The organism is Halobellus sp. Atlit-38R, from assembly GCF_003665925.1.
Classification (GTDB): domain Archaea; phylum Halobacteriota; class Halobacteria; order Halobacteriales; family Haloferacaceae; genus Haloquadratum; species Haloquadratum inordinatus.
This window is the reverse complement of sequence record NZ_QXIJ01000003.1, coordinates 100277-116893: the sequence shown is the minus strand read 5'-3', so window position 1 is coordinate 116893 and position 16617 is coordinate 100277. Positions and strand designations below refer to the sequence as shown.

Sequence of the window (16617 nt, the reverse complement as noted above, 5' to 3'; positions counted from 1 at the left end):
TACCCTTACCGACTCGAACCGAGCCGATCACTCGCCCGCTGTCCGCCGAATCAGCGCCGCGAGCCGGTCCCAGAAGTCGTCGGCGTACTTTTCATCGTCGATGGTCGGCCGCGCGTTCGTCTCCGAGACGACCGCCCGGCCGTCCGAGACCAGCACGTCGACGCCGAGGTAGTCGATGTCGAGTTCGGCGGCGGCGTCGGCGGCGAGCGTTCGGAGGTGGGCAGGAACGTCGACCGCTGTCGCCGTCGCCCCGCGGTGGACGTTGTGCTTCCAGCGCCCCGCGTCGCGCGCGTCGTCCGAAAGCTGGCGTTCGACGCCACCGACGACGCCCCCGTCGACGACCATTATGCGGTAATCGCGCGCGTTCGGCAGGTACTCCTGCAGGAGATAGGACTGATCGCCCGTCGCGCGGTAGTCGTGGACGAGGTTCAGGTAGTCGACGATGCCCAAAAGGGAGTCGAGGTCGGTGGCTTTCGCGACGCCGACGCCCCGGGTCGCGGAATTCGGCTTGACGACGATGGGAAAGTCGAGGTCGGCGACGGCCGCGGTGACGTCCTCGTCGCTGACGGGGTTCGAGACGAGGCGCGTCTCTGGAACGGGCACGCCAGCCCGGGAGAGCGCGGCGATCACGCCCGCTTTGTTCCGCGAGGTGACGATCGCGTCCCGGCCGTTCACCCACGGAATCGCGTGACGACCGTCCACGACGCCGCCCTCCATCAGCCGACTGGGATACACGAACCCGACGTCGAAGTGACGGGTCGGGGGCGTCGTGAGATCGACGACCCGCTCTTTCGCCTGCAGGTGCTCGACGGCGATGTCTCGGGCGGCGAGCGGGTCGCGCATCCGCTCGAACGTCTCCGAGGACGTCGTCACGGCGAGTCGAAGCATCGACTACTGAGTGGAAGCGACAGCGCAAAAAGCGGCCGGTTCGCGGTGCGAAGTCGTCGCGGCGTGGCGCTCGGGTACCGGCGTGCCCGGCGGCTCTAGGAGACCAGGAGCTTCTCGCCCTTCTCGACTTCGACGCGGCACGGCGGCGACATCTTGTTGTACGCGCGGCGGAGCGCGTCCTTCGCAACCTCGGCGTCCTCGGGGTTGCAGTAGATGGTGAAGACACGCTCGTTGCGCTGGATGCGCGCGGCGGTGCCGACGGGCTTGCCGAAGGCCTGACGCATTCCGTCGGAGACACGGTCCGCACCCGCCCCGGTCGCCTGCTTGTTCTCACGCAGGACCTGGTGGGGGAACTTCCGGAGGACCATCTTGTAGTTCTCCTGTCCGACCTCTTTGAGCATCACGCGGTTCGCCGACAGGCGCGCGGATTCGAGCGAGCCGTGGCGAATCTGACACTCCTCTTCGATGCGGAGGCTGATCTGAACCGGGTAGTCCTCGGGACCGGTCTGGAGGTTACCCATATTGTGCTGTGCGATCTTCGAGCCGGGAATGCCCGTGATGTACTCTCGCCGCGTGTAGGACGGCTTCGACAGTTCCCGGTACATGGAGGCGGGTTTGTCGGACATAGTTACTTGTGCGGAACGACGCCCAGACGACCTAAAAGCGCTTCGAACTGTTCGCCGCCGGTCCCGTGGTCACTGGGTCCGCACGCGGGGACTCCCCGTCCCCTACGCGCCGTCGACGACGCCGCTCTCGCTGTCGTCGCTCTCTCTGTCATTACTCCTACCGTGGTCGCCGTCTCCCCCGATCGGGTCCAGCGCGACGAACTCCAGGCCCCGCTCTTCGAGGAGTGCGGCCGCCCGGTCGGTCACGGAGGGGGCAACCAGGATGCCGCGCACGTCTTCCCCGGGGAACTCCTCGTCGAGTGCGTCTACGTATCGCTGCAGTTGGCTCGTCGCTGAGGGGCCGACGCGCCGCCGTTTCAACTCCACGACGACCGGCCTGTCGTCGGCGTCGGCACCGAAAACGTCCACCGGCCCCGCCATCGTCTCGCGCTCGGTGGCGACCGGGACGAATCCCGGATCGATCAACGCGGGATCGTCGAGAATCCGCTGTCGGAGGTCTTCTTCGCTCCCGGTCAACGCCAGATCGCTCCGGTCGGTCACGTCGTACGCCGAGACCTGTTCGATCCGCTCGAAATCGACGTCGAGGCGCTCCTCGGGAGCGGAGCGTTCGCTCCGGATTCTGAGCCGCCCCTCACGGACGCTCGCCCGATGCGTACAGCCCGGCGGTTGCCAGTTCACCGGCTTGCGATTCTCGTCGGTGTGCACGAGGATCGTGCCGTCGGGCTTGCAGATGATGAGTCGATCGCCGGGGCCGAGACTGGACGACGCTCGCCCGTCGTACTCGACGGTACATCGACCGAACACGGTCACCAGCCGCCCGTCGCCGAACGCCGTCTCCAAGAGTCCGAGCGCGTCGCGGTGCGTCGGGCGGTGCAGCGTCGTGACCGACATCTCCGTTTCGTTTCGGCTCTGTGAATAAAAACCGCGCGTCCCAGCCGTCACCGATCCCGGCGCGCGCCATCTCGCGCGGTCCTGCTACTGTCGGACAGAACGATGTGAAACGTATCGGCACCCCGTGGGTGCCAACGTGATTCACGAGCTTCTGTCCGACAGTATGACCGTCCGGACGGCCGCACGCGCGGTGACGCCCGTCACTGCGCCGCCGACGTTCAAGACGGCGTCAGTCACACTCCCCGCCCGCGCAGCTACCGGAATCTGCAGGAGCTCGACACCCACTCCGACAGCCGCTGCGACGCCGACCGCGACGAGTGCGGTGCGGACCGCGTTCGAGTCGGCCGAGCCGGATTCGAGCCACACTCCCACGAGCCACGCGAGGACACCGTAGGCGACGAGGTGTGCGACGGTGTAGACGTCCATCCCGACTGCCGCCGTGGCCCCGATGTTCTGCGCTGGGCCCTCGCCGGCGGCCGGGCCGAGTATCGCTGCCGGGTCGACGACCGACGCGAGCACGACGACGAGCGTCCACGCGGCAGCGACGCTCCCCGCTCTGCGTCGGGATCGAGTGGGGGGCTCACGTCCGCGGTCGTCGGCGTCGGTCATCGATTCGGGGTGCGTCCGCGAGCAGCCATCAGCGGAGTTCGCTCAGCATCCCATCGAGCATCGCCTTCCCGGATCTGAGCAGCGACGACTTGGTGAGCTCTTCGACCTCCGAGCGGGTGAGTTTGAAGTCGAAGAGTTCGAGGTTCTCGCGGAGGTGGGCTTCGCCGGAGGCTTTCGGAATCACGACGACGTCGCGGTGCTGGATGGCCCACCGGAGCACGATCTGGGCGGGCGTCTTGTCGTACGCCTCGGCGAGTCGCTGGACGTCGTCGTCTTCGAGTGCAGTGCCGCGGGCGAGCGGGCTGTAGCCGGTGAGGAACATCTCTTCTCGCTGGCAGTAGCCGAGCATTCGCCGCTGGGGCTTGTAGGGGTGAAACTGGACCTGATTCGTTACGACCGGCGTCTCCGCCGCCTCGCGTGCGCGTTCTAGGAAGACCTTCGGGAAGTTACTGACGCCGATGTTGTAGACGAGCCCTTGCTCGACGAGCCGATCCATCGCACGCATCGTCTCACCCACCGAGACGAGCGGATTCGGCCAGTGCAACAACAGCAGATCGACGTAGGGCGTGTCCAGTCGTTCCAGGCTCTCTTTCGTCGATCGGATTACGTCGTCGTAGCCGGCGTTTCGCGGCGATACCTTCGTGGTCAGAAACAGGTCCTCGCGATCGACGTCGGCGTCGGCGATCGCGCGGCCCACCTCCGTCTCGTTGTCGTACAACTGCGCGGTGTCGATATGTCGGTAGCCCACGTCGAGCGCGGTCGACACCGTCTCGTAGCACTCCTCGCCCGTGAGCTGCCACGTCCCGAGCCCCACCTTCGGGACGCGCGCGCCGTACGCCTCGACGTACTCCATCTCGACCATACGCCTGCTTTGACCGCCGCCGCCGAGAACGTGTCGGCTATCGTGGCGGTCGGAACCGACCCGATCGCTCGTGTGGTGACGGCGTCGCAGCTCTGGGATCGCGGTGCCGAAAGAAGGATTTTTCAGAGAACTGCCGCAACCGAACCGGAATCAGCTGCCCGCTCGACCGCCAGCCTCCGTCCGCTACGTATGTGGTACGTCGACTTCTTACAGACGCTCGACGTTCTTCGCGCGCGGGCCCTTGTCGGCCTGCTCGATCTCGAACTCGAGTTCCTGACCCTCTTCGAGGTCCGGGCCGCCGATGTCTTCCATGTGGAAGAAGACGTCCTCGTCCGCGTCCTCGGTGGAAATGAAGCCGTAACCGCCTGTGTCGTTGAAGAAGTCGACAGTGCCGTTTGCCATTGCGACCGTACTGAATCCCCGCCTACTGATAACTGTTGTGCGACTCGTGGTACCACGCCGTGTGACCGAGTAGAGGCTTCCAACAGGATCGGACTCGCGGTCGGCCCGACACTGCTGTCTCGCCTCTATGTAGTCTGTCGTCACCGACCCCGCCTTCCGTGAATCTAGAGGAGCCGTCTCTCGGGTCACGTTCGATAGGCCGCGACGCATCTTCACCGAACACGCACGAAAGAAAATCATAGCCCCCAGCACGTGTGAGTCCTCGGAGCACCGACGCCCGATGTCGGGATCGATGACTGTTAAGTAGTGTCGTTTGGAGGGTACGATATGGTCGATCCGATCTCGGCGACGCTCGGAGCGTTGACGCTTGGTGTCAACGCCGCGAGCGCCTACCACCAGCGAAAGTCCATCGTGCCAGACGGGGGCGTCGACGAAATCGGCGGGGTCAAGGAGTTCTGGAGCGCTCACCGCCGAGACACGCTCGACACTGGGTCGTACGTCACAGTCGAGGGGACGCTGTCTCTGTACGCGCCAATGATTTTCGGGGATCCACGACTCATCAAGCAGCGACACTTCGAGTTCAGAGACGCCCTCTCGACAGACGCACCGACCAGTATCGACGCGCTCGTCAGCATCAGTTCCGGGCAACCGGTCGTCCGACTGGAGCCGATGGAGGGCGTCTACTACGCGGGACTGTACGAGGGAATCGGCCGAAATTCGATCCCTGTCTTCGTCGACGAAGGCCGCTTCGATTCGTGGCGCGCAGAGCGGGCGAACGCCCGCAGTCAGGTGTGGGACGTCGCATTGACTGGCCAACTCGACGACCTGCCGACCGAGTGGGACGACTTCTTCTCTATCTTCGGACTCGACCAGGAAGCGCCCGAGTACGCCATCTACGTGCAGGACGACGCCACCTCGAACATCGAACACCGGGGCGAAACGAGCTTTTTCGAGGCCGACGTGTGGGCCGCCTACGAACACGGCGGCGATCGTGGGTGGATGACGCGGTGCCCCGACTTTGCCGACCGGACCGAGGTGAGGCAGGCGATCGACGCGATCATCGACAATCTCGAAGCAGTCGAAGGAACGGTCGAACTGATTTCACAGTACGACCTCGTCGACCGACCGCTCGGAACGAGCCCGGGTATCGATCAGACGTCGACGCACGTCCAGGAGATGTCGAACAGACGCGTCCGCGAGGACTACATCGACGAGGTATCCGCGCTCATCGACAGCTACACATAGTCGTTCTCGGCCCACCAGTCGGCTACCCGTAGGTCCGTTCGTCGAGGTCCCCTTCGATGTCGTACGCTTCGAGCAACTGATCACAGTAGTCGCGAATCGCCGCTATCGTCTCGGGTTCGTGTTGGTCCAACAGTTCCTCGAGGCTGGCCGGCAGGTCGCTCTCCGCTTCGACGTCGGGTGCCATAGTCGTACGTTTAGTGCGGACACACATAACATCGTGGTCGGTGTCACCGTGTTACACCCCAACAAACTACTATCTAGGCGGAGAAACGCTAGTTATGTACGAGACGATTCTCGCCCCCACTGACGGCAGCGACGGCGCCGAGAACGCCGTCGAACGAGCGATCGAGTTGGCCACCCTGTTCAACGCGGACCTGCACCTGCTGTACGTGGCTGACGCCGAGCAGTTCTCGGCCGACAAACCGGAGGCAGAGGTCGAAACGATGCTCGACGACCTCGAGGACGAAGGCCGACGGATCGTCGCAGACCTCGAAGAACAGGCGTACGACTCTTCGGTGGGCTACGTCGAGACTCGGGTCGATCGGGGCACCCCTCACGAGAGGATTCTCGAGTACGTCGACGAGCACGGAATCGAACTGGTCGTCCTCGGCGCGCACGGCGAGAGCGGCTACGAAGCGGTCCATCTGGGCCACATCGCCCACGAGGTCGCCCGCCGACTCGACGAGCCACTCCTGCTCGTCTGAGCACATCGCTGTCCCGAACCGGGCGGAGTCGTCACCGGCCCGACCGACGTTTCAGAACATAGGTATGGCCGAGAACCTTGCTCGGCCGCTGAACAGGGGCCGCACTCCGGTTCGAGAATCACAGGTCCGTAGGGAGAAGACTGCCTTCGTCGGCCGTCCCACAGCGGCGCCGTAGCGACGTCGGACTCCGCCGTCCACCAGGCGGAGAGTCTCCCTGCGACGCCGAGGTCGACCACGAACCAGAACACGACGGCATAGGTTCCGGTGCTCGCAACGAGTTCGCCGGCCACGACGGACACGGCGAACGACCCCAGCAGCCGGCGACGCTCACTTCGCTCGGCGGTCAGGTTCAGAGAAGTGCTGACTCCCGGATTGTGAACCACGGTCGCTCACACCGTTCGCTCCCTGGCTCGAATCCGCTCGGATGTGAGCCTCACTGCTCACTTCGTTCGCAGGAAAATGCCGCCTCCCGGATTTGAACCGGGGACAGCTCGATCTTCAGTCGAGTGCTCTCCCAGTCTGAGCTAAGGCGGCGCGCACTTCGATCGAAGCCGAGTATATAAAAAAGGGTTTCGGATTGTCGCGCCGCCGTCGGTGTCGGCCGATTCGATCGCCCGACTGCATCGCTTCCTGCATTGAACTCTCTACCCCTGCAGCGGTGTAAGGCCCCGCCGCTGCTGCCGTCACAAAACCTGATGGGCTCGGGCGGATTCGAACCTCGGTCGCTCACTCCGTTCGCTCCCTGGTTCAGAATCCACCGCTCGGAGCATCGAACACGACTCGCTTCGCTCGTCGGTTCGAGTGGGCTCGGGCGGATTCGAACCACCGGCCTCTTCCTTGTAAGGGAAGCGTCATAACCAGCTAGACCACGAGCCCGTAGGCGACACCAGTCTGCACACGTGTATAAGATGAACGGTTTCCAATCCCAACGACGGAATCCTTACGCCGACTCGCTCGAATCGCAGCGTATGGTCGATCGGTCGACGCTCGGTACCGTCGCGCTCGCGCTCGCCGCCCTCCTCGCGCTCGGCATCGTCGCCGTCGCGATGAACCCCGGGCTGCTTCCGACCGGCGAGTACGAGCGGACGACCGTCTCCGTCGTCGACGACGCGACCGGAGAGACGCTCGCGTCGGTGAACGTCCGCGTCGCCGACACGGGACAGAAGCGTTACACCGGACTCAGCGACACCGACTCGCTCGGCCCGAACGAGGGGATGCTCTTCGTCCACGACGCCGACGAACAGCACGCCTACGTGATGCGTGAGATGGATTTCCCGCTCGACATCGTCTTCGTCGACGCCGACGGGACGATCACGACGATCCACCACGCCGAACTCCCGCCCGAGGGCACCTCCGGCTCGGACCTGACGCGCTACCGCGGCCGGGGAAAGTACGTGCTGGAAGTGCCGTACGACTACACCACAGAACACGGTATCGAGCCGGGCGATCGGATTCGAGTCGCGGGACGCTGGGGGCCGGCAGACGGGTAGCACTCCCGTCGTCGACGCACCGGCCCGGAGCGAAAGGCGGACGGTGACCGCGCCCGTCGGGGTTCGTATGGACGGCTCGCTCGACGGCCTCGACTCGCTCGACGGCTGGCAGGCTGAAGGCTACGCTGCGCGCGTTCACTACCGCGGCGCCGACGACCACTACAGTATCGAGTTCTACGAACCCTCCGAGTGCGTCCTCTACTGGAAGGTGAAGGGCGACGGCGAGACCGCCGTTCCCGTCGGCCGGGAGACGGTCCCCGATCCACTCCGGAGGCGCGTTCGCGAGGACCTCGACGCGGCAGGGATCGATCCCGCCGTCGAACGCCGGTCCCTGTGAGCCCCCTCGAATACCGCCACGATCCAACCCTTTAGTACCGACGAGCCCTGAGACGCGATGATGGACTCCCTCGCGGACGAAGACGACCCCTTCGAGCGCCAGCGCGAGCGCGCGGAGAACCCGATGCGCCGGCTCTTCGCCGAGTACGGCCGCGAGAACGCGTTTGCGTTCGTCGTCGGGCTGACGTCCAGCGTCGTCGCGCGAGTGCTCGATCTCCTGCCGCCGATCCTCCTCGCCGTCGCCGTCGACTCCATCTTCTTCGACGAGCGGCCGTTCTCGCTGTGGCTCGTCCCGGACGCGTGGCTGCCGGCGACGTCCGCCGAGCAACTTTATCTCTCTGCAGGGCTGATCGCCGTCGCCTTCTTCGGCGGCGCGGCGTTCCACTGGACGCGGAACTGGGGCTGGAACGCCTTCGCCCAGCACATCCAGCACGCGATCCGGACCGACACCTACGACAAGATGCAGCGGCTGAATATGGACTTCTTCGCCGACAAGCAGACCGGCGAGATGATGTCGATCCTCTCGAACGACGTCAATCGCTTAGAGCGCTTCCTCAACGACGGGATGAACTCGGCGTTCCGCCTCGGCGTGATGGTCCTCGGCATCGCGGCGATCCTGCTGTACTGGAACTGGCAACTGGCCGCGATTACCCTGACCGTCGTCCCGCTCATCGGCTATTTCACCTACCGCTTCGTCCAGACGATCCAGCCGCAGTACGCCGACGTCCGCTCGTCGGTCGGACAACTCAACTCCCGACTGGAGAACAACCTCGGCGGCATCCAGGTGATCAAGTCCGCGAACACGGAGGACTTCGAGTCCGACCGCGTCGACGACGTCTCCCAGGACTACTTCGACGCCAACTGGGGGGCGATCCGCACGCGGATCAAGTTCTTCCCCAGCCTCCGGATTCTCTCGGGCGTCGGCTTCGTCCTCACGTTCCTCCTCGGGGGCGCCTGGGTGCTCACCTACCGTCAGACCGGCAGCGCGCCGCTGTTTTTCACCGGGGAACTCACGCCCGGCGAGTTCGTCGGCTTCATCCTCTTCACCCAGCGCTTCATCTGGCCGATGGCGCAGTTCGGCCAGATCATCAATATGTACCAGCGTGCGTACGCCTCCGCCGCCCGGATCTTTGGCCTGATGGACGAGCCATCCCAGATCGCGGAAGACCCGAACGCCGAGGACCTCGTCGTCGACGAGGGCCGCGTTGTCTACGACGACGTCACCTTCGGCTACGGCGACGAGGAGGCGATCGTCGAGGACATCTCGTTCAGCGTCGACGGCGGCGAGACGCTCGCGTTAGTCGGTCCGACGGGGGCCGGGAAGTCGACCGTGCTCAAACTGCTCCTCCGGATGTACGACGTCGACGAGGGATCCATCTCGATCGACGGAACCGACATCCGCGACGTTACGATCCCGAGCCTCCGGCGCTCGATCGGCTACGTCAGCCAGGAGACGTTTATGTTCTACGGCACCGTCGAAGAGAACATCCGCTATGGGACGTTCGGTGCGACTCACGAAGAGGTCGTCGAGGCCGCGAAGGCCGCCGAAGCGCACGACTTCATTCAGAACCTCTCCAAGGGCTACGACACCGAGATCGGCGAGCGCGGCGTGAAGCTCTCGGGCGGCCAGCGTCAGCGGCTCTCGATCGCTCGCGCCGTCCTCCGCGATCCCGAGATCCTCGTACTCGACGAGGCGACTTCGGACGTCGATACCGAGACGGAAATGCTCATCCAGCGGTCGCTCGACCGCCTGACCGAGCACCGAACGACGTTCAGCATCGCGCACCGGCTCTCGACGATCAAGGACGCCGACCAGATCGTCGTCCTCGAAGACGGCCGTATCGCCGAACGCGGCGACCACGAGGAGCTGCTGGCGAACGACGACCTCTACGCGCACCTCTGGGGCGTCCAGGCCGGCGAGATCGACGAACTACCCGAGGAGTTCGTCGAGCGCGCCAGCCGCCGCGCCTCGCGGACGAGCGTCGAGAGCGACGCCGACGACTGAGTCACCTTCTCGCTCTCACTCTCTCGTCCCTGCCAGTACCTCGACCCTTACTCCAACTCGGCCCGCAGCGCCTCGTTCATCGCGTCGACCGGCGCGTCGCGTCCGGTCCAGCGCTCGAACGCCTCGACGCCCTGGAACAGGAGCATCCACGCGCCGTCGACGGTCGTCGCGCCCACCCCGGCGGCTTCCCGGAGCAGTCGCGTCTCGATCGGCGCGTAGACCGCGTCGAGCACCGCGAGGTCAGCGTGGAGCTGGTCGGCCGGAACGGGGGTCTCGTCCACGTCGGGTTCCATCCCGACGCTCGTCGCGTTGACGAGGAGGTCGGCGTCGGCGACGCGGTCGAGCGTGTCGAGGCCGCCCGCCGTCGCGCCGGGCACGTCGGCCGCGAGCGACTCCGCGCTCTCGACCGTCCGGTTCGCGATGTGGACCGACGCCCCGGCGTCCGCGAGCGCAAACGACGCGGCCCGGCCGGCCCCGCCCGCGCCGACGACGACCGCGTCGCGACTGTCGATAGCGACGCCGTGGTGCGCGAACGAGCGTTCGACGCCCGCGACGTCCGTGTTGTACCCCCGCGGCGTGTCGCTGGAGAAGTCGATCGTGTTTACCGCGCCGACGCGGCGGGCGACGTCGTCCGATTCGACCGCGTCGAGGACGTCCTGCTTGAACGGAATCGTGACGTTCAGCCCCGCGATTCCGAGCGTTTCCGCGGCCGCGACGGCCTCCGCAGCGGCGTCGCGGTCGGGTTCGAAGGTGACGTAGCGCGCGTCGATCCCGAGCGCCTCGTAGGCCGCCTCGTGCATCGGCGGCGACAGCGAGTGCTCGACCGGATTCCCCAAGAGTCCGTATACATCCATACCCACGCGTCGCCACGCGATCGAATTAAATGGTCGCTCGGCGGCCAGTCTCGCGCGCCTCCGGCGGCGTCGCGGCCGCGCTCACGCTGTCGCTATCACTGATACTATCGGACAAAAGTTCGTGAATGATGTTGACACCCACGAAGCGCCGATACGTTTCACATCGTTCTGTCCGACAGTATGAACCGCAAGAGATAGGCGGGGCAAGCGGCCACTTTGAGTGATGACTTCGCGCTTACGCCACCCGCTCACCGCCGTCGCCGGGGGCGTCGTGTTGACGCTCCCGTGGGTCGTCGCGTGGGCGACGGGACTGGCCGACGGCTTCGCGCCGCTCTCGATCGTGGGCGTCAGCGGCCTCGCCGTCCTCGGGGCGTCGTTCCTCCTCGCGTGGGGGGCAGAGACGGCTGAGAAAGACGTGCCGCGGGCGTTCGCGCTGGCCGTTCTCGCCGTTCTCGCCGTCGCCCCCGAGTACGCCGTCGACGCGCTGTACGCCTGGCAGGCGGCGACCGACCCGGCGAAGGCGAACCTCGCGGTCGCCAATATGACCGGCGCGAACCGCATCCTCATCGGTCTCGGCTGGTCCGGGATCGCGCTGTTCTCGATCTACAAAGCGACCGCCAGCGGCCGTGACGATGGGAGCGTCGTCAACCGCGAGGGAACGCTCCGCGACGCCGTGAAACTCGATCCGAGCATCTCGACGGAGATTCTCTTCCTCTTTTTGGCTACGATCTTCGCCTTCTTCGTCCCGCTCAGCGGCGGTATCGACATCGTCGACACGGTCGTCCTCGTCGGCCTCTACGTCACCTACATCGCGATCATCGTCCGCGGCGACGTCGACGACCACGACGAACAGGTCGGCGTGCCGGCGTACTTTCAGTCGTATCCCCGGAAGGTCCGCGTCCCCATCGTCCTCACGCTGTTCGTCTACTCCGGCTTCCTGATCCTCACCGCGGTCGAACCGTTCGCGCACGGACTGGAGCGACTGGGACTGCAGTACGGCATCCCGGAGTTCTTTATGATCCAGTGGATCGCGCCGCTGGCGTCTGAGAGCCCCGAACTCATCGTGACCGCCTACCTCGTGAACAAGGCGCGGGCGACGGCGGCGTTCAACGCGCTCATCTCCTCGAAGCTGAATCAGTGGACGCTCCTGATCGGGACGCTGTCGGTGGTCTACAGCATCTCGCTCGGCTCCTACGGCGTCTTGCCGTTCGAGTTCAAGCAGGCGGCCGAAATCTGGCTCACCGCCGCACAGAGCTTCTTCGCGCTCGCGGTCCTCGTGAATTTCCGTATCAGCGTCCGCGAGGCGGTGACGCTTCTCGTCCTGTTCGTCTCGCAGGTCGTCATCGAGTTCGCGCTCATCCGAGTCTATCCGGAAGCGCTCGCAGAGACGTACTCGATCTACCTGCTCTTGGCGTACTCGGTCGTCTACGTCGTGCTCGCCGCCGGACTCCTCGCCAGCCGTCGGCGTGACCTCCAACGGCTCGCCAAACTCACCGTCGCCAACATCCGCGGGACGCCGGTGCCGGAACCGGAGCGCGCGGACTGAGCGACGAAGCGTTCCCCTTCCCGCCGCTCCGAGAGTTTTTATACCGAGCGGCGACCACTCCCTGTCGTGATCGGACTGGTCGTCAGCCGCGCCGACTCCGCCTCGGTCGCGATCGGCGAGGCACTCCGCTCGCTCGTCGAGTGGGAGACACGCGAGGACACCGCGCGCAGCGACGGCGACGGCGGCGGGAGGTACTACCGCTACGAGGACTTCGAGCTCCGGGAGTTCGACGCCTGGCACCTCGAACTCGACGGCGTCGCGGCCGCCTTTTCCGAACAGCCCGCTTTCGTCGCCTTTCTCTCGCGGCACTCGGGTGATACCGGCCCGCTCCTGACGGCGCACTTCACGGGGAACTTCGGTCCGGCCGAACACGGCGGTGTACCGGGCGAACTCGCCCGCACGTGTCCGAACGTCCAGCGAGCGGTCGTCGAGGCGTTCGACCGCCACGCGCCCGAGGGCTACGACGTCGGCATCGAGTGCACGCACCACGGCCCGAGCGACGTCGGCGCCCCTTCCCTGTTCGTGGAACTCGGCAGCAGCGAGACCGAGTGGGACGACCCCGAGGGTGCCGCGGCCGTCGCCCGCGCAGTGCTGGAGATCTCCGGGGCGACTCCGGACGCAACGCGGTCCGTCGATGCTGCCTCGCCCGGCGCCGCCGACTCGGGCCACGAACCGCGCCAGATCGTCGGATTCGGCGGTGGCCACTACGCGCCCCAGTTCGAACGGGTCCTCCGCGAGACGGACTGGGCGATCGGCCACATCGGTGCCGACTGGGTCCTCCAGTCGATGGGCGCACCCGAGGCGAACGCGACGGTCGTCGACCAGGCGTTCGAGCAGTCGGCGGCGACACGCGCGCTCGTCGCCGCCGACGATCCCGAGCTCGAAGCCGTCATCGACGACCTCGGCTACCGCGTCGTCGGCGAGACGTGGCTCCGCGTCACGACCGGCGTCGACCTCGACCTCGTCGAAACCCTCGAAGCAGCGCTCTCGCCGATCGACGCCGGCCTTCGGCTCGGGACCCCGGCGAAAAACGCCACCGACGACGTGGCCGCCCACGACGCCTTCGACGTCGTCTCGCTCCCCGACGACCTCCTCGCGGAGGCCTCGGGCATCGACCAGGCGGCGACGATGGAGGCCGCAAGCGCCAGGCTCCTCGCTTTCGAGACGGTCGAAGGCGGGACGAAACCCCAGGGCAATGCCGCTGTCGGTGACGCCAGCGCTCTCGGCGCGCTCGCCGACGCGCTCGCGTCCATCCTCGAATCGAAGTACGACGAGGTCCGCAGGGAGGACAGCCGCGTCGTCGCGACGCGAGAGACGTTCGACCCGGCGGCGGCAGCCGAGTTGGGCGTCCCGGAGGGGCCGGCCTTCGGCCGACTGTCCGCGGGCGAGACCGTGGAGGTCGACGGGCGCGAGGTCACGCCCGCGGAGGTCCACGTCGAGGAGACCGTAACGTTCTCGGTCGGCAGCGCGCCCCGGCCGACGAACTCGCCGTAGTCTGCGCGTCGCATTCGGAGCCATACGGCCGTCGATTCCTGGTCGATCTGGCCGTCAGTTCCTGGTCGATCTGACTGTCGACTCCCAGCGGATCGTCCCCTCGCCCCCGGGAAATCCGCCGAACCCCCGCGTCAAGCCACCTGAGCGTCAGACGCGCGTCCGACGAAAGGGGGAAAGATAATTAGGCTGTATTCGGTACGAATGGCCATACTATGGACTCCATCGTCGACGATGCGATAGACGAGGCCGAGGAGACGGGGGATGGGAACGCCGTCGACGCACCCACGGGCGGGGAGATGCCCCGCACCGGAACGATGACCGACGAGGAACTGCAGGAAGTCCTCGTCGACCTCCAGACTGACATCACGGTCGTCGGCTGCGGCGGCGCCGGCGGCAACACCGTCAATCGAATGCACGAAGAGGGCATCGAGGGCGCGACGCTGGTCGCCGCCAACACCGACGTCCAGCACCTCGTAGAGATCGAAGCCGACACGAAGATCCTGATGGGCGAACAGAAGACGCAGGGCCGCGGCGCGGGCTCGCTCCCGCAGGTCGGCGAGGAAGCCGCCTTGGAGTCTCAAGAGGAGATCTACGACTCGATCGACGGCTCGGATATGGTGTTCGTCACGGCCGGACTCGGCGGCGGGACCGGCACCGGCTCCGCCCCAGTCGTCGCGAAGGCTGCCCGCGAGTCCGGCGCACTCACTATCGCCATCGTCACGACGCCGTTCACCGCCGAGGGCGAGGTCCGTCGGACCAACGCCGAAGCGGGGCTCGAACGCCTCCGCGACGTCGCCGACACCGTCATCGTCGTCCCGAACGACCGCCTGCTCGACGCGGTCGGCAAGCTTCCGGTTCGCCAGGCGTTCAAAGTCTCCGACGAGGTGCTGATGCGCTCGGTGAAGGGGATCACCGAACTCATCACAAAGCCCGGGCTGGTCAACCTCGACTTCGCCGACGTGAAGACCGTGATGGAGCGCGGCGGCGTCGCGATGATCGGCCTCGGCGAGTCCGACTCCGAATCGAAGGCCCAAGACTCCGTCAAGAGCGCGCTCCGCTCGCCGCTCTTGGACGTCGACATCTCGGGGGCGAACTCCGCGCTCGTGAACGTCACTGGCGGATCTGATATGAGCATCGAGGAGGCCGAGGGCGTCGTCGAAGAGATCTACGACCGGATCGACCCCGACGCGCGGATCATCTGGGGGACCTCCGTCGACGAGGAGATCGACGGCACGATGCGGACGATGATCGTCGTCACGGGCGTCGAGTCGCCGCAGATCTACGGTCGCAGCGACGACGACGAGGCCCAACCCCAACCGCAGGCCCCGCCACAGGGACAGGCCGGCGGCGCCGAGATCGACTACGTCGAATAGCGACGCTGTCCCCGTCGCGCGGGTCCGTCTCTCGGGACCCTCGACTGTTGGTTCCGTACTGCTGCTCTGGGACTTCCGGTTTTTTTTGTTTCGTCACTTCCGTCCAGTGCTGCCGCAGCGCGAAGCGGGCATCAATAGATAGAAAAAGCCCGGCATACTAGCTACGGCACAACGATGGACGTCAAGTACGACCTGACCAGCTACGTGCGGGTGCTGAAGCTGGCGAGCACCCCCTCGTGGGAGGAATTCTCACAGATCGGTCTCATCGCCGGCGCCGGCATCGTTCTCGTCGGCTTCCTGGGCTTTCTCATCTACGCGGTGATGAGCTTCCTCCCGGGGGGTGTCTGACGTGCCGATCTACTCGGTGAAGACGACCGCCAGCCAGGAGCGGACAGTCGCCGATATGATCGCCAACCGCGAGGAACCGGAGATCCACGCCGTGTTAGCTCCGGACTCGCTCACGAGCTACGTGATGGTGGAATCGGACAACGACGCCGTGATCACGCGCGTTCTCGAGGAGATTCCGCACGCTCGCGGCCTCGTCAAGAGCGGCGGGGAAGCCGGCCGCTCCTCGATCGCGGAAGTCGAGCACTTCCTCTCGCCGACGCCGGACGTCGAAGGCATCGCCGAGGGCGACATCGTCGAACTGATCGCCGGTCCGTTCAAGGGCGAGAAGGCTCGCGTCCAGCGGATCGACGAGACGAAAGACCAGGTCACAGTCGAACTCTACGAGGCGACGGTTCCGATTCCGGTCACCGTCCGCGGCGACCAGATCCGCGTCCTCGACAGCGACGAGCGCTGAGCCGTTTTCCAGCCGATCGGTAGTGTCCACGTCGTCGTGAGAGCAGGCTGTGCGCAGTCGAGACGTGAGAACGGGCACAGGGTCGCAGTGTCAGGAGGGCGACGGCGACGACCCCGGCGAATACGGACGGGACCTGGCGAATACGGATGGGAGCGCTCCGGCGACGCTCACAGCGCGTCGCGCCGTTTGAGTTCTTCGACGACGTCCCGGAGGTTGGCTTCGTCTTCGATATCTGCCTTGATGTCTTCGCGGACGCGCACGGCCGTCGAATCTGCGTCGTAGGCGCGCACGTACTCCGCTCGGGAGTGTTCCTCGAAGGCGTGTCGGATCGCGAAGTAGCCGTCCGGGACGATGCTGCCACAGACCGTACACTCGTGGCGGGCGTGTTCCACCGTCTGGTGGATGATCGCGGACTCGACGTCCTCGAAGCGCTCCCCACAGTCGCCGATGCCGCACTTCCACAGGGACATATCGGAACGCACGCACAGGT

The 16617-nt window shown here is 65.9% G+C and carries 19 protein-coding genes and 2 tRNA genes; 10 read left to right on the top strand and 11 right to left on the bottom strand.

Translation table 11 applies throughout. The features are described from left to right. Positions 1-27: 27 nt before the first annotated feature. The 6 genes from D3D02_RS05240 to D3D02_RS05215 all read right to left on the bottom strand — a co-directional run bounded on the left by D3D02_RS05240 (position 28) and on the right by D3D02_RS05215 (position 4278). Positions 28-888 (bottom strand): RimK family alpha-L-glutamate ligase, encoded by an 861-nt coding sequence (locus D3D02_RS05240; RefSeq protein ID WP_121568934.1) that lies wholly within the window; start codon positions 886-888, stop codon positions 28-30. 95 nt (positions 889-983) lie between these two features. Next, positions 984-1514: a 50S ribosomal protein L16 gene (locus D3D02_RS05235; protein ID WP_121568933.1), complete on the bottom strand. Its 531-nt coding sequence runs from the start codon at positions 1512-1514 to the stop codon at positions 984-986. Positions 1515-1616: 102 nt separating this feature from the next. After that, on the bottom strand, positions 1617-2405 hold the full coding sequence (nucS, locus tag D3D02_RS05230; protein WP_121568932.1) for an endonuclease NucS: 789 nt from the start codon (positions 2403-2405) through the stop codon (positions 1617-1619). Positions 2406-2546: 141 nt separating this feature from the next. Further along, complete coding sequence (locus D3D02_RS05225; RefSeq protein ID WP_121568931.1) at positions 2547-3014, bottom strand: VanZ family protein; 468 nt, start codon at positions 3012-3014, stop codon at positions 2547-2549. 28 nt (positions 3015-3042) lie between these two features. Next, on the bottom strand, positions 3043-3867 hold the full coding sequence (locus D3D02_RS05220; protein ID WP_121569194.1) for an aldo/keto reductase: 825 nt from the start codon (positions 3865-3867) through the stop codon (positions 3043-3045). Between the two features lie 216 nt (positions 3868-4083). Continuing rightward, on the bottom strand, positions 4084-4278 hold the full coding sequence (locus D3D02_RS05215; protein WP_121568930.1) for a cold-shock protein: 195 nt from the start codon (positions 4276-4278) through the stop codon (positions 4084-4086). 327 nt (positions 4279-4605) lie between these two features. On the opposite strand from D3D02_RS05215, the gene D3D02_RS05210 reads away from it, so the two are divergent. Continuing rightward, positions 4606-5523, top strand: a complete 918-nt coding sequence (locus D3D02_RS05210) for a hypothetical protein (RefSeq protein WP_121568929.1) — start codon at positions 4606-4608, stop codon at positions 5521-5523. Positions 5524-5545: 22 nt separating this feature from the next. Here the strand turns inward: D3D02_RS05210 and D3D02_RS20590 are convergent, their stop codons facing one another. Continuing rightward, positions 5546-5707, bottom strand: coding sequence for a hypothetical protein (locus D3D02_RS20590; RefSeq protein ID WP_158599320.1), 162 nt, complete (start codon positions 5705-5707; stop codon positions 5546-5548). A 94-nt stretch (positions 5708-5801) separates the two neighbouring features. Between D3D02_RS20590 and D3D02_RS05205 the strand changes: the two genes are divergently transcribed. Further along, a complete protein-coding gene (locus D3D02_RS05205; RefSeq protein ID WP_121568928.1) occupies positions 5802-6227 on the top strand; it encodes a universal stress protein in 426 nt (141 codons plus the stop codon). A 460-nt stretch (positions 6228-6687) separates the two neighbouring features. On the opposite strand, the gene D3D02_RS05200 is transcribed toward D3D02_RS05205, so the two are convergent. Both D3D02_RS05200 and D3D02_RS05195 read right to left on the bottom strand, forming a co-directional pair. Continuing rightward, a tRNA-Phe gene (locus D3D02_RS05200) sits at positions 6688-6761 on the bottom strand. Positions 6762-7029: 268 nt separating this feature from the next. Continuing rightward, positions 7030-7103 (bottom strand) — tRNA-Val (locus tag D3D02_RS05195). Positions 7104-7195: 92 nt separating this feature from the next. Here D3D02_RS05195 and D3D02_RS05190 point away from each other — a divergent pair. From D3D02_RS05190 to D3D02_RS05180, 3 genes are all read left to right on the top strand, one after another. Continuing rightward, positions 7196-7717 (top strand): DUF192 domain-containing protein, encoded by a 522-nt coding sequence (locus D3D02_RS05190; RefSeq protein ID WP_121568927.1) that lies wholly within the window; start codon positions 7196-7198, stop codon positions 7715-7717. 67 nt (positions 7718-7784) lie between these two features. Beyond that, positions 7785-8054, top strand: a complete 270-nt coding sequence (locus D3D02_RS05185; protein WP_121568926.1) for a hypothetical protein — start codon at positions 7785-7787, stop codon at positions 8052-8054. 60 nt (positions 8055-8114) lie between these two features. After that, positions 8115-10058, top strand: a complete 1944-nt coding sequence (locus tag D3D02_RS05180) for an ABC transporter ATP-binding protein (RefSeq protein WP_121568925.1) — start codon at positions 8115-8117, stop codon at positions 10056-10058. A 47-nt stretch (positions 10059-10105) separates the two neighbouring features. On the opposite strand, the gene aroE is transcribed toward D3D02_RS05180, so the two are convergent. After that, positions 10106-10912: a shikimate dehydrogenase gene (gene aroE, locus D3D02_RS05175; protein WP_121568924.1), complete on the bottom strand. Its 807-nt coding sequence runs from the start codon at positions 10910-10912 to the stop codon at positions 10106-10108. 223 nt (positions 10913-11135) lie between these two features. Between aroE and D3D02_RS05170 the strand changes: the two genes are divergently transcribed. From D3D02_RS05170 to D3D02_RS05150, 5 genes are all read left to right on the top strand, one after another. After that, entirely contained in the window at positions 11136-12458 is a 1323-nt protein-coding gene (locus D3D02_RS05170) for a sodium:calcium antiporter (protein WP_121568923.1), read from the top strand. Between the two features lie 66 nt (positions 12459-12524). Continuing rightward, a complete protein-coding gene (locus tag D3D02_RS05165; RefSeq protein WP_121568922.1) occupies positions 12525-13952 on the top strand; it encodes a D-aminoacyl-tRNA deacylase in 1428 nt (475 codons plus the stop codon). A gap of 212 nt (positions 13953-14164) precedes the next feature. Further along, a complete protein-coding gene (ftsZ, locus tag D3D02_RS05160; RefSeq protein ID WP_121568921.1) occupies positions 14165-15325 on the top strand; it encodes a cell division protein FtsZ in 1161 nt (386 codons plus the stop codon). Between the two features lie 174 nt (positions 15326-15499). Beyond that, positions 15500-15673 (top strand): protein translocase SEC61 complex subunit gamma, encoded by a 174-nt coding sequence (locus D3D02_RS05155; protein ID WP_103992772.1) that lies wholly within the window; start codon positions 15500-15502, stop codon positions 15671-15673. 1 nt (position 15674) lies between these two features. Then, positions 15675-16127, top strand: a complete 453-nt coding sequence (locus D3D02_RS05150) for a transcription elongation factor Spt5 (RefSeq protein ID WP_121568920.1) — start codon at positions 15675-15677, stop codon at positions 16125-16127. Between the two features lie 167 nt (positions 16128-16294). Here D3D02_RS05150 and D3D02_RS05145 read toward each other — a convergent pair whose 3' ends face one another. Further along, entirely contained in the window at positions 16295-16597 is a 303-nt protein-coding gene (locus D3D02_RS05145; protein WP_121568919.1) for a hypothetical protein, read from the bottom strand. Positions 16598-16617: the final 20 nt, after the last annotated feature.

What these genes read in the sequence shown, in the direction of transcription:
- D3D02_RS05240 (WP_121568934.1), bottom strand. Translation starts at nt 888, where the DNA reads ATGCTTCGACTCGCCGTGACGACGTCCTCGGAGACGTTCGAGCGGATG.
- D3D02_RS05155 (WP_103992772.1), top strand. Translation starts at nt 15,500, where the DNA reads ATGGACGTCAAGTACGACCTGACCAGCTACGTGCGGGTGCTGAAGCTG.
- D3D02_RS05220 (WP_121569194.1), bottom strand. Translation starts at nt 3,867, where the DNA reads ATGGAGTACGTCGAGGCGTACGGCGCGCGCGTCCCGAAGGTGGGGCTC.
- D3D02_RS05205 (WP_121568928.1), top strand. Translation starts at nt 5,802, where the DNA reads ATGTACGAGACGATTCTCGCCCCCACTGACGGCAGCGACGGCGCCGAG.
- D3D02_RS05210 (WP_121568929.1), top strand. Translation starts at nt 4,606, where the DNA reads ATGGTCGATCCGATCTCGGCGACGCTCGGAGCGTTGACGCTTGGTGTC.
- D3D02_RS05170 (WP_121568923.1), top strand. Translation starts at nt 11,136, where the DNA reads ATGACTTCGCGCTTACGCCACCCGCTCACCGCCGTCGCCGGGGGCGTC.
- D3D02_RS05190 (WP_121568927.1), top strand. Translation starts at nt 7,196, where the DNA reads ATGGTCGATCGGTCGACGCTCGGTACCGTCGCGCTCGCGCTCGCCGCC.
- D3D02_RS05185 (WP_121568926.1), top strand. Translation starts at nt 7,785, where the DNA reads ATGGACGGCTCGCTCGACGGCCTCGACTCGCTCGACGGCTGGCAGGCT.
- D3D02_RS20590 (WP_158599320.1), bottom strand. Translation starts at nt 5,707, where the DNA reads ATGGCACCCGACGTCGAAGCGGAGAGCGACCTGCCGGCCAGCCTCGAG.
- ftsZ (WP_121568921.1), top strand. Translation starts at nt 14,165, where the DNA reads ATGGACTCCATCGTCGACGATGCGATAGACGAGGCCGAGGAGACGGGG.
- D3D02_RS05215 (WP_121568930.1), bottom strand. Translation starts at nt 4,278, where the DNA reads ATGGCAAACGGCACTGTCGACTTCTTCAACGACACAGGCGGTTACGGC.
- D3D02_RS05145 (WP_121568919.1), bottom strand. Translation starts at nt 16,597, where the DNA reads ATGTCCCTGTGGAAGTGCGGCATCGGCGACTGTGGGGAGCGCTTCGAG.
- D3D02_RS05180 (WP_121568925.1), top strand. Translation starts at nt 8,115, where the DNA reads ATGGACTCCCTCGCGGACGAAGACGACCCCTTCGAGCGCCAGCGCGAG.
- D3D02_RS05225 (WP_121568931.1), bottom strand. Translation starts at nt 3,014, where the DNA reads ATGACCGACGCCGACGACCGCGGACGTGAGCCCCCCACTCGATCCCGA.
- D3D02_RS05235 (WP_121568933.1), bottom strand. Translation starts at nt 1,514, where the DNA reads ATGTCCGACAAACCCGCCTCCATGTACCGGGAACTGTCGAAGCCGTCC.
- nucS (WP_121568932.1), bottom strand. Translation starts at nt 2,405, where the DNA reads ATGTCGGTCACGACGCTGCACCGCCCGACGCACCGCGACGCGCTCGGA.
- aroE (WP_121568924.1), bottom strand. Translation starts at nt 10,912, where the DNA reads ATGGATGTATACGGACTCTTGGGGAATCCGGTCGAGCACTCGCTGTCG.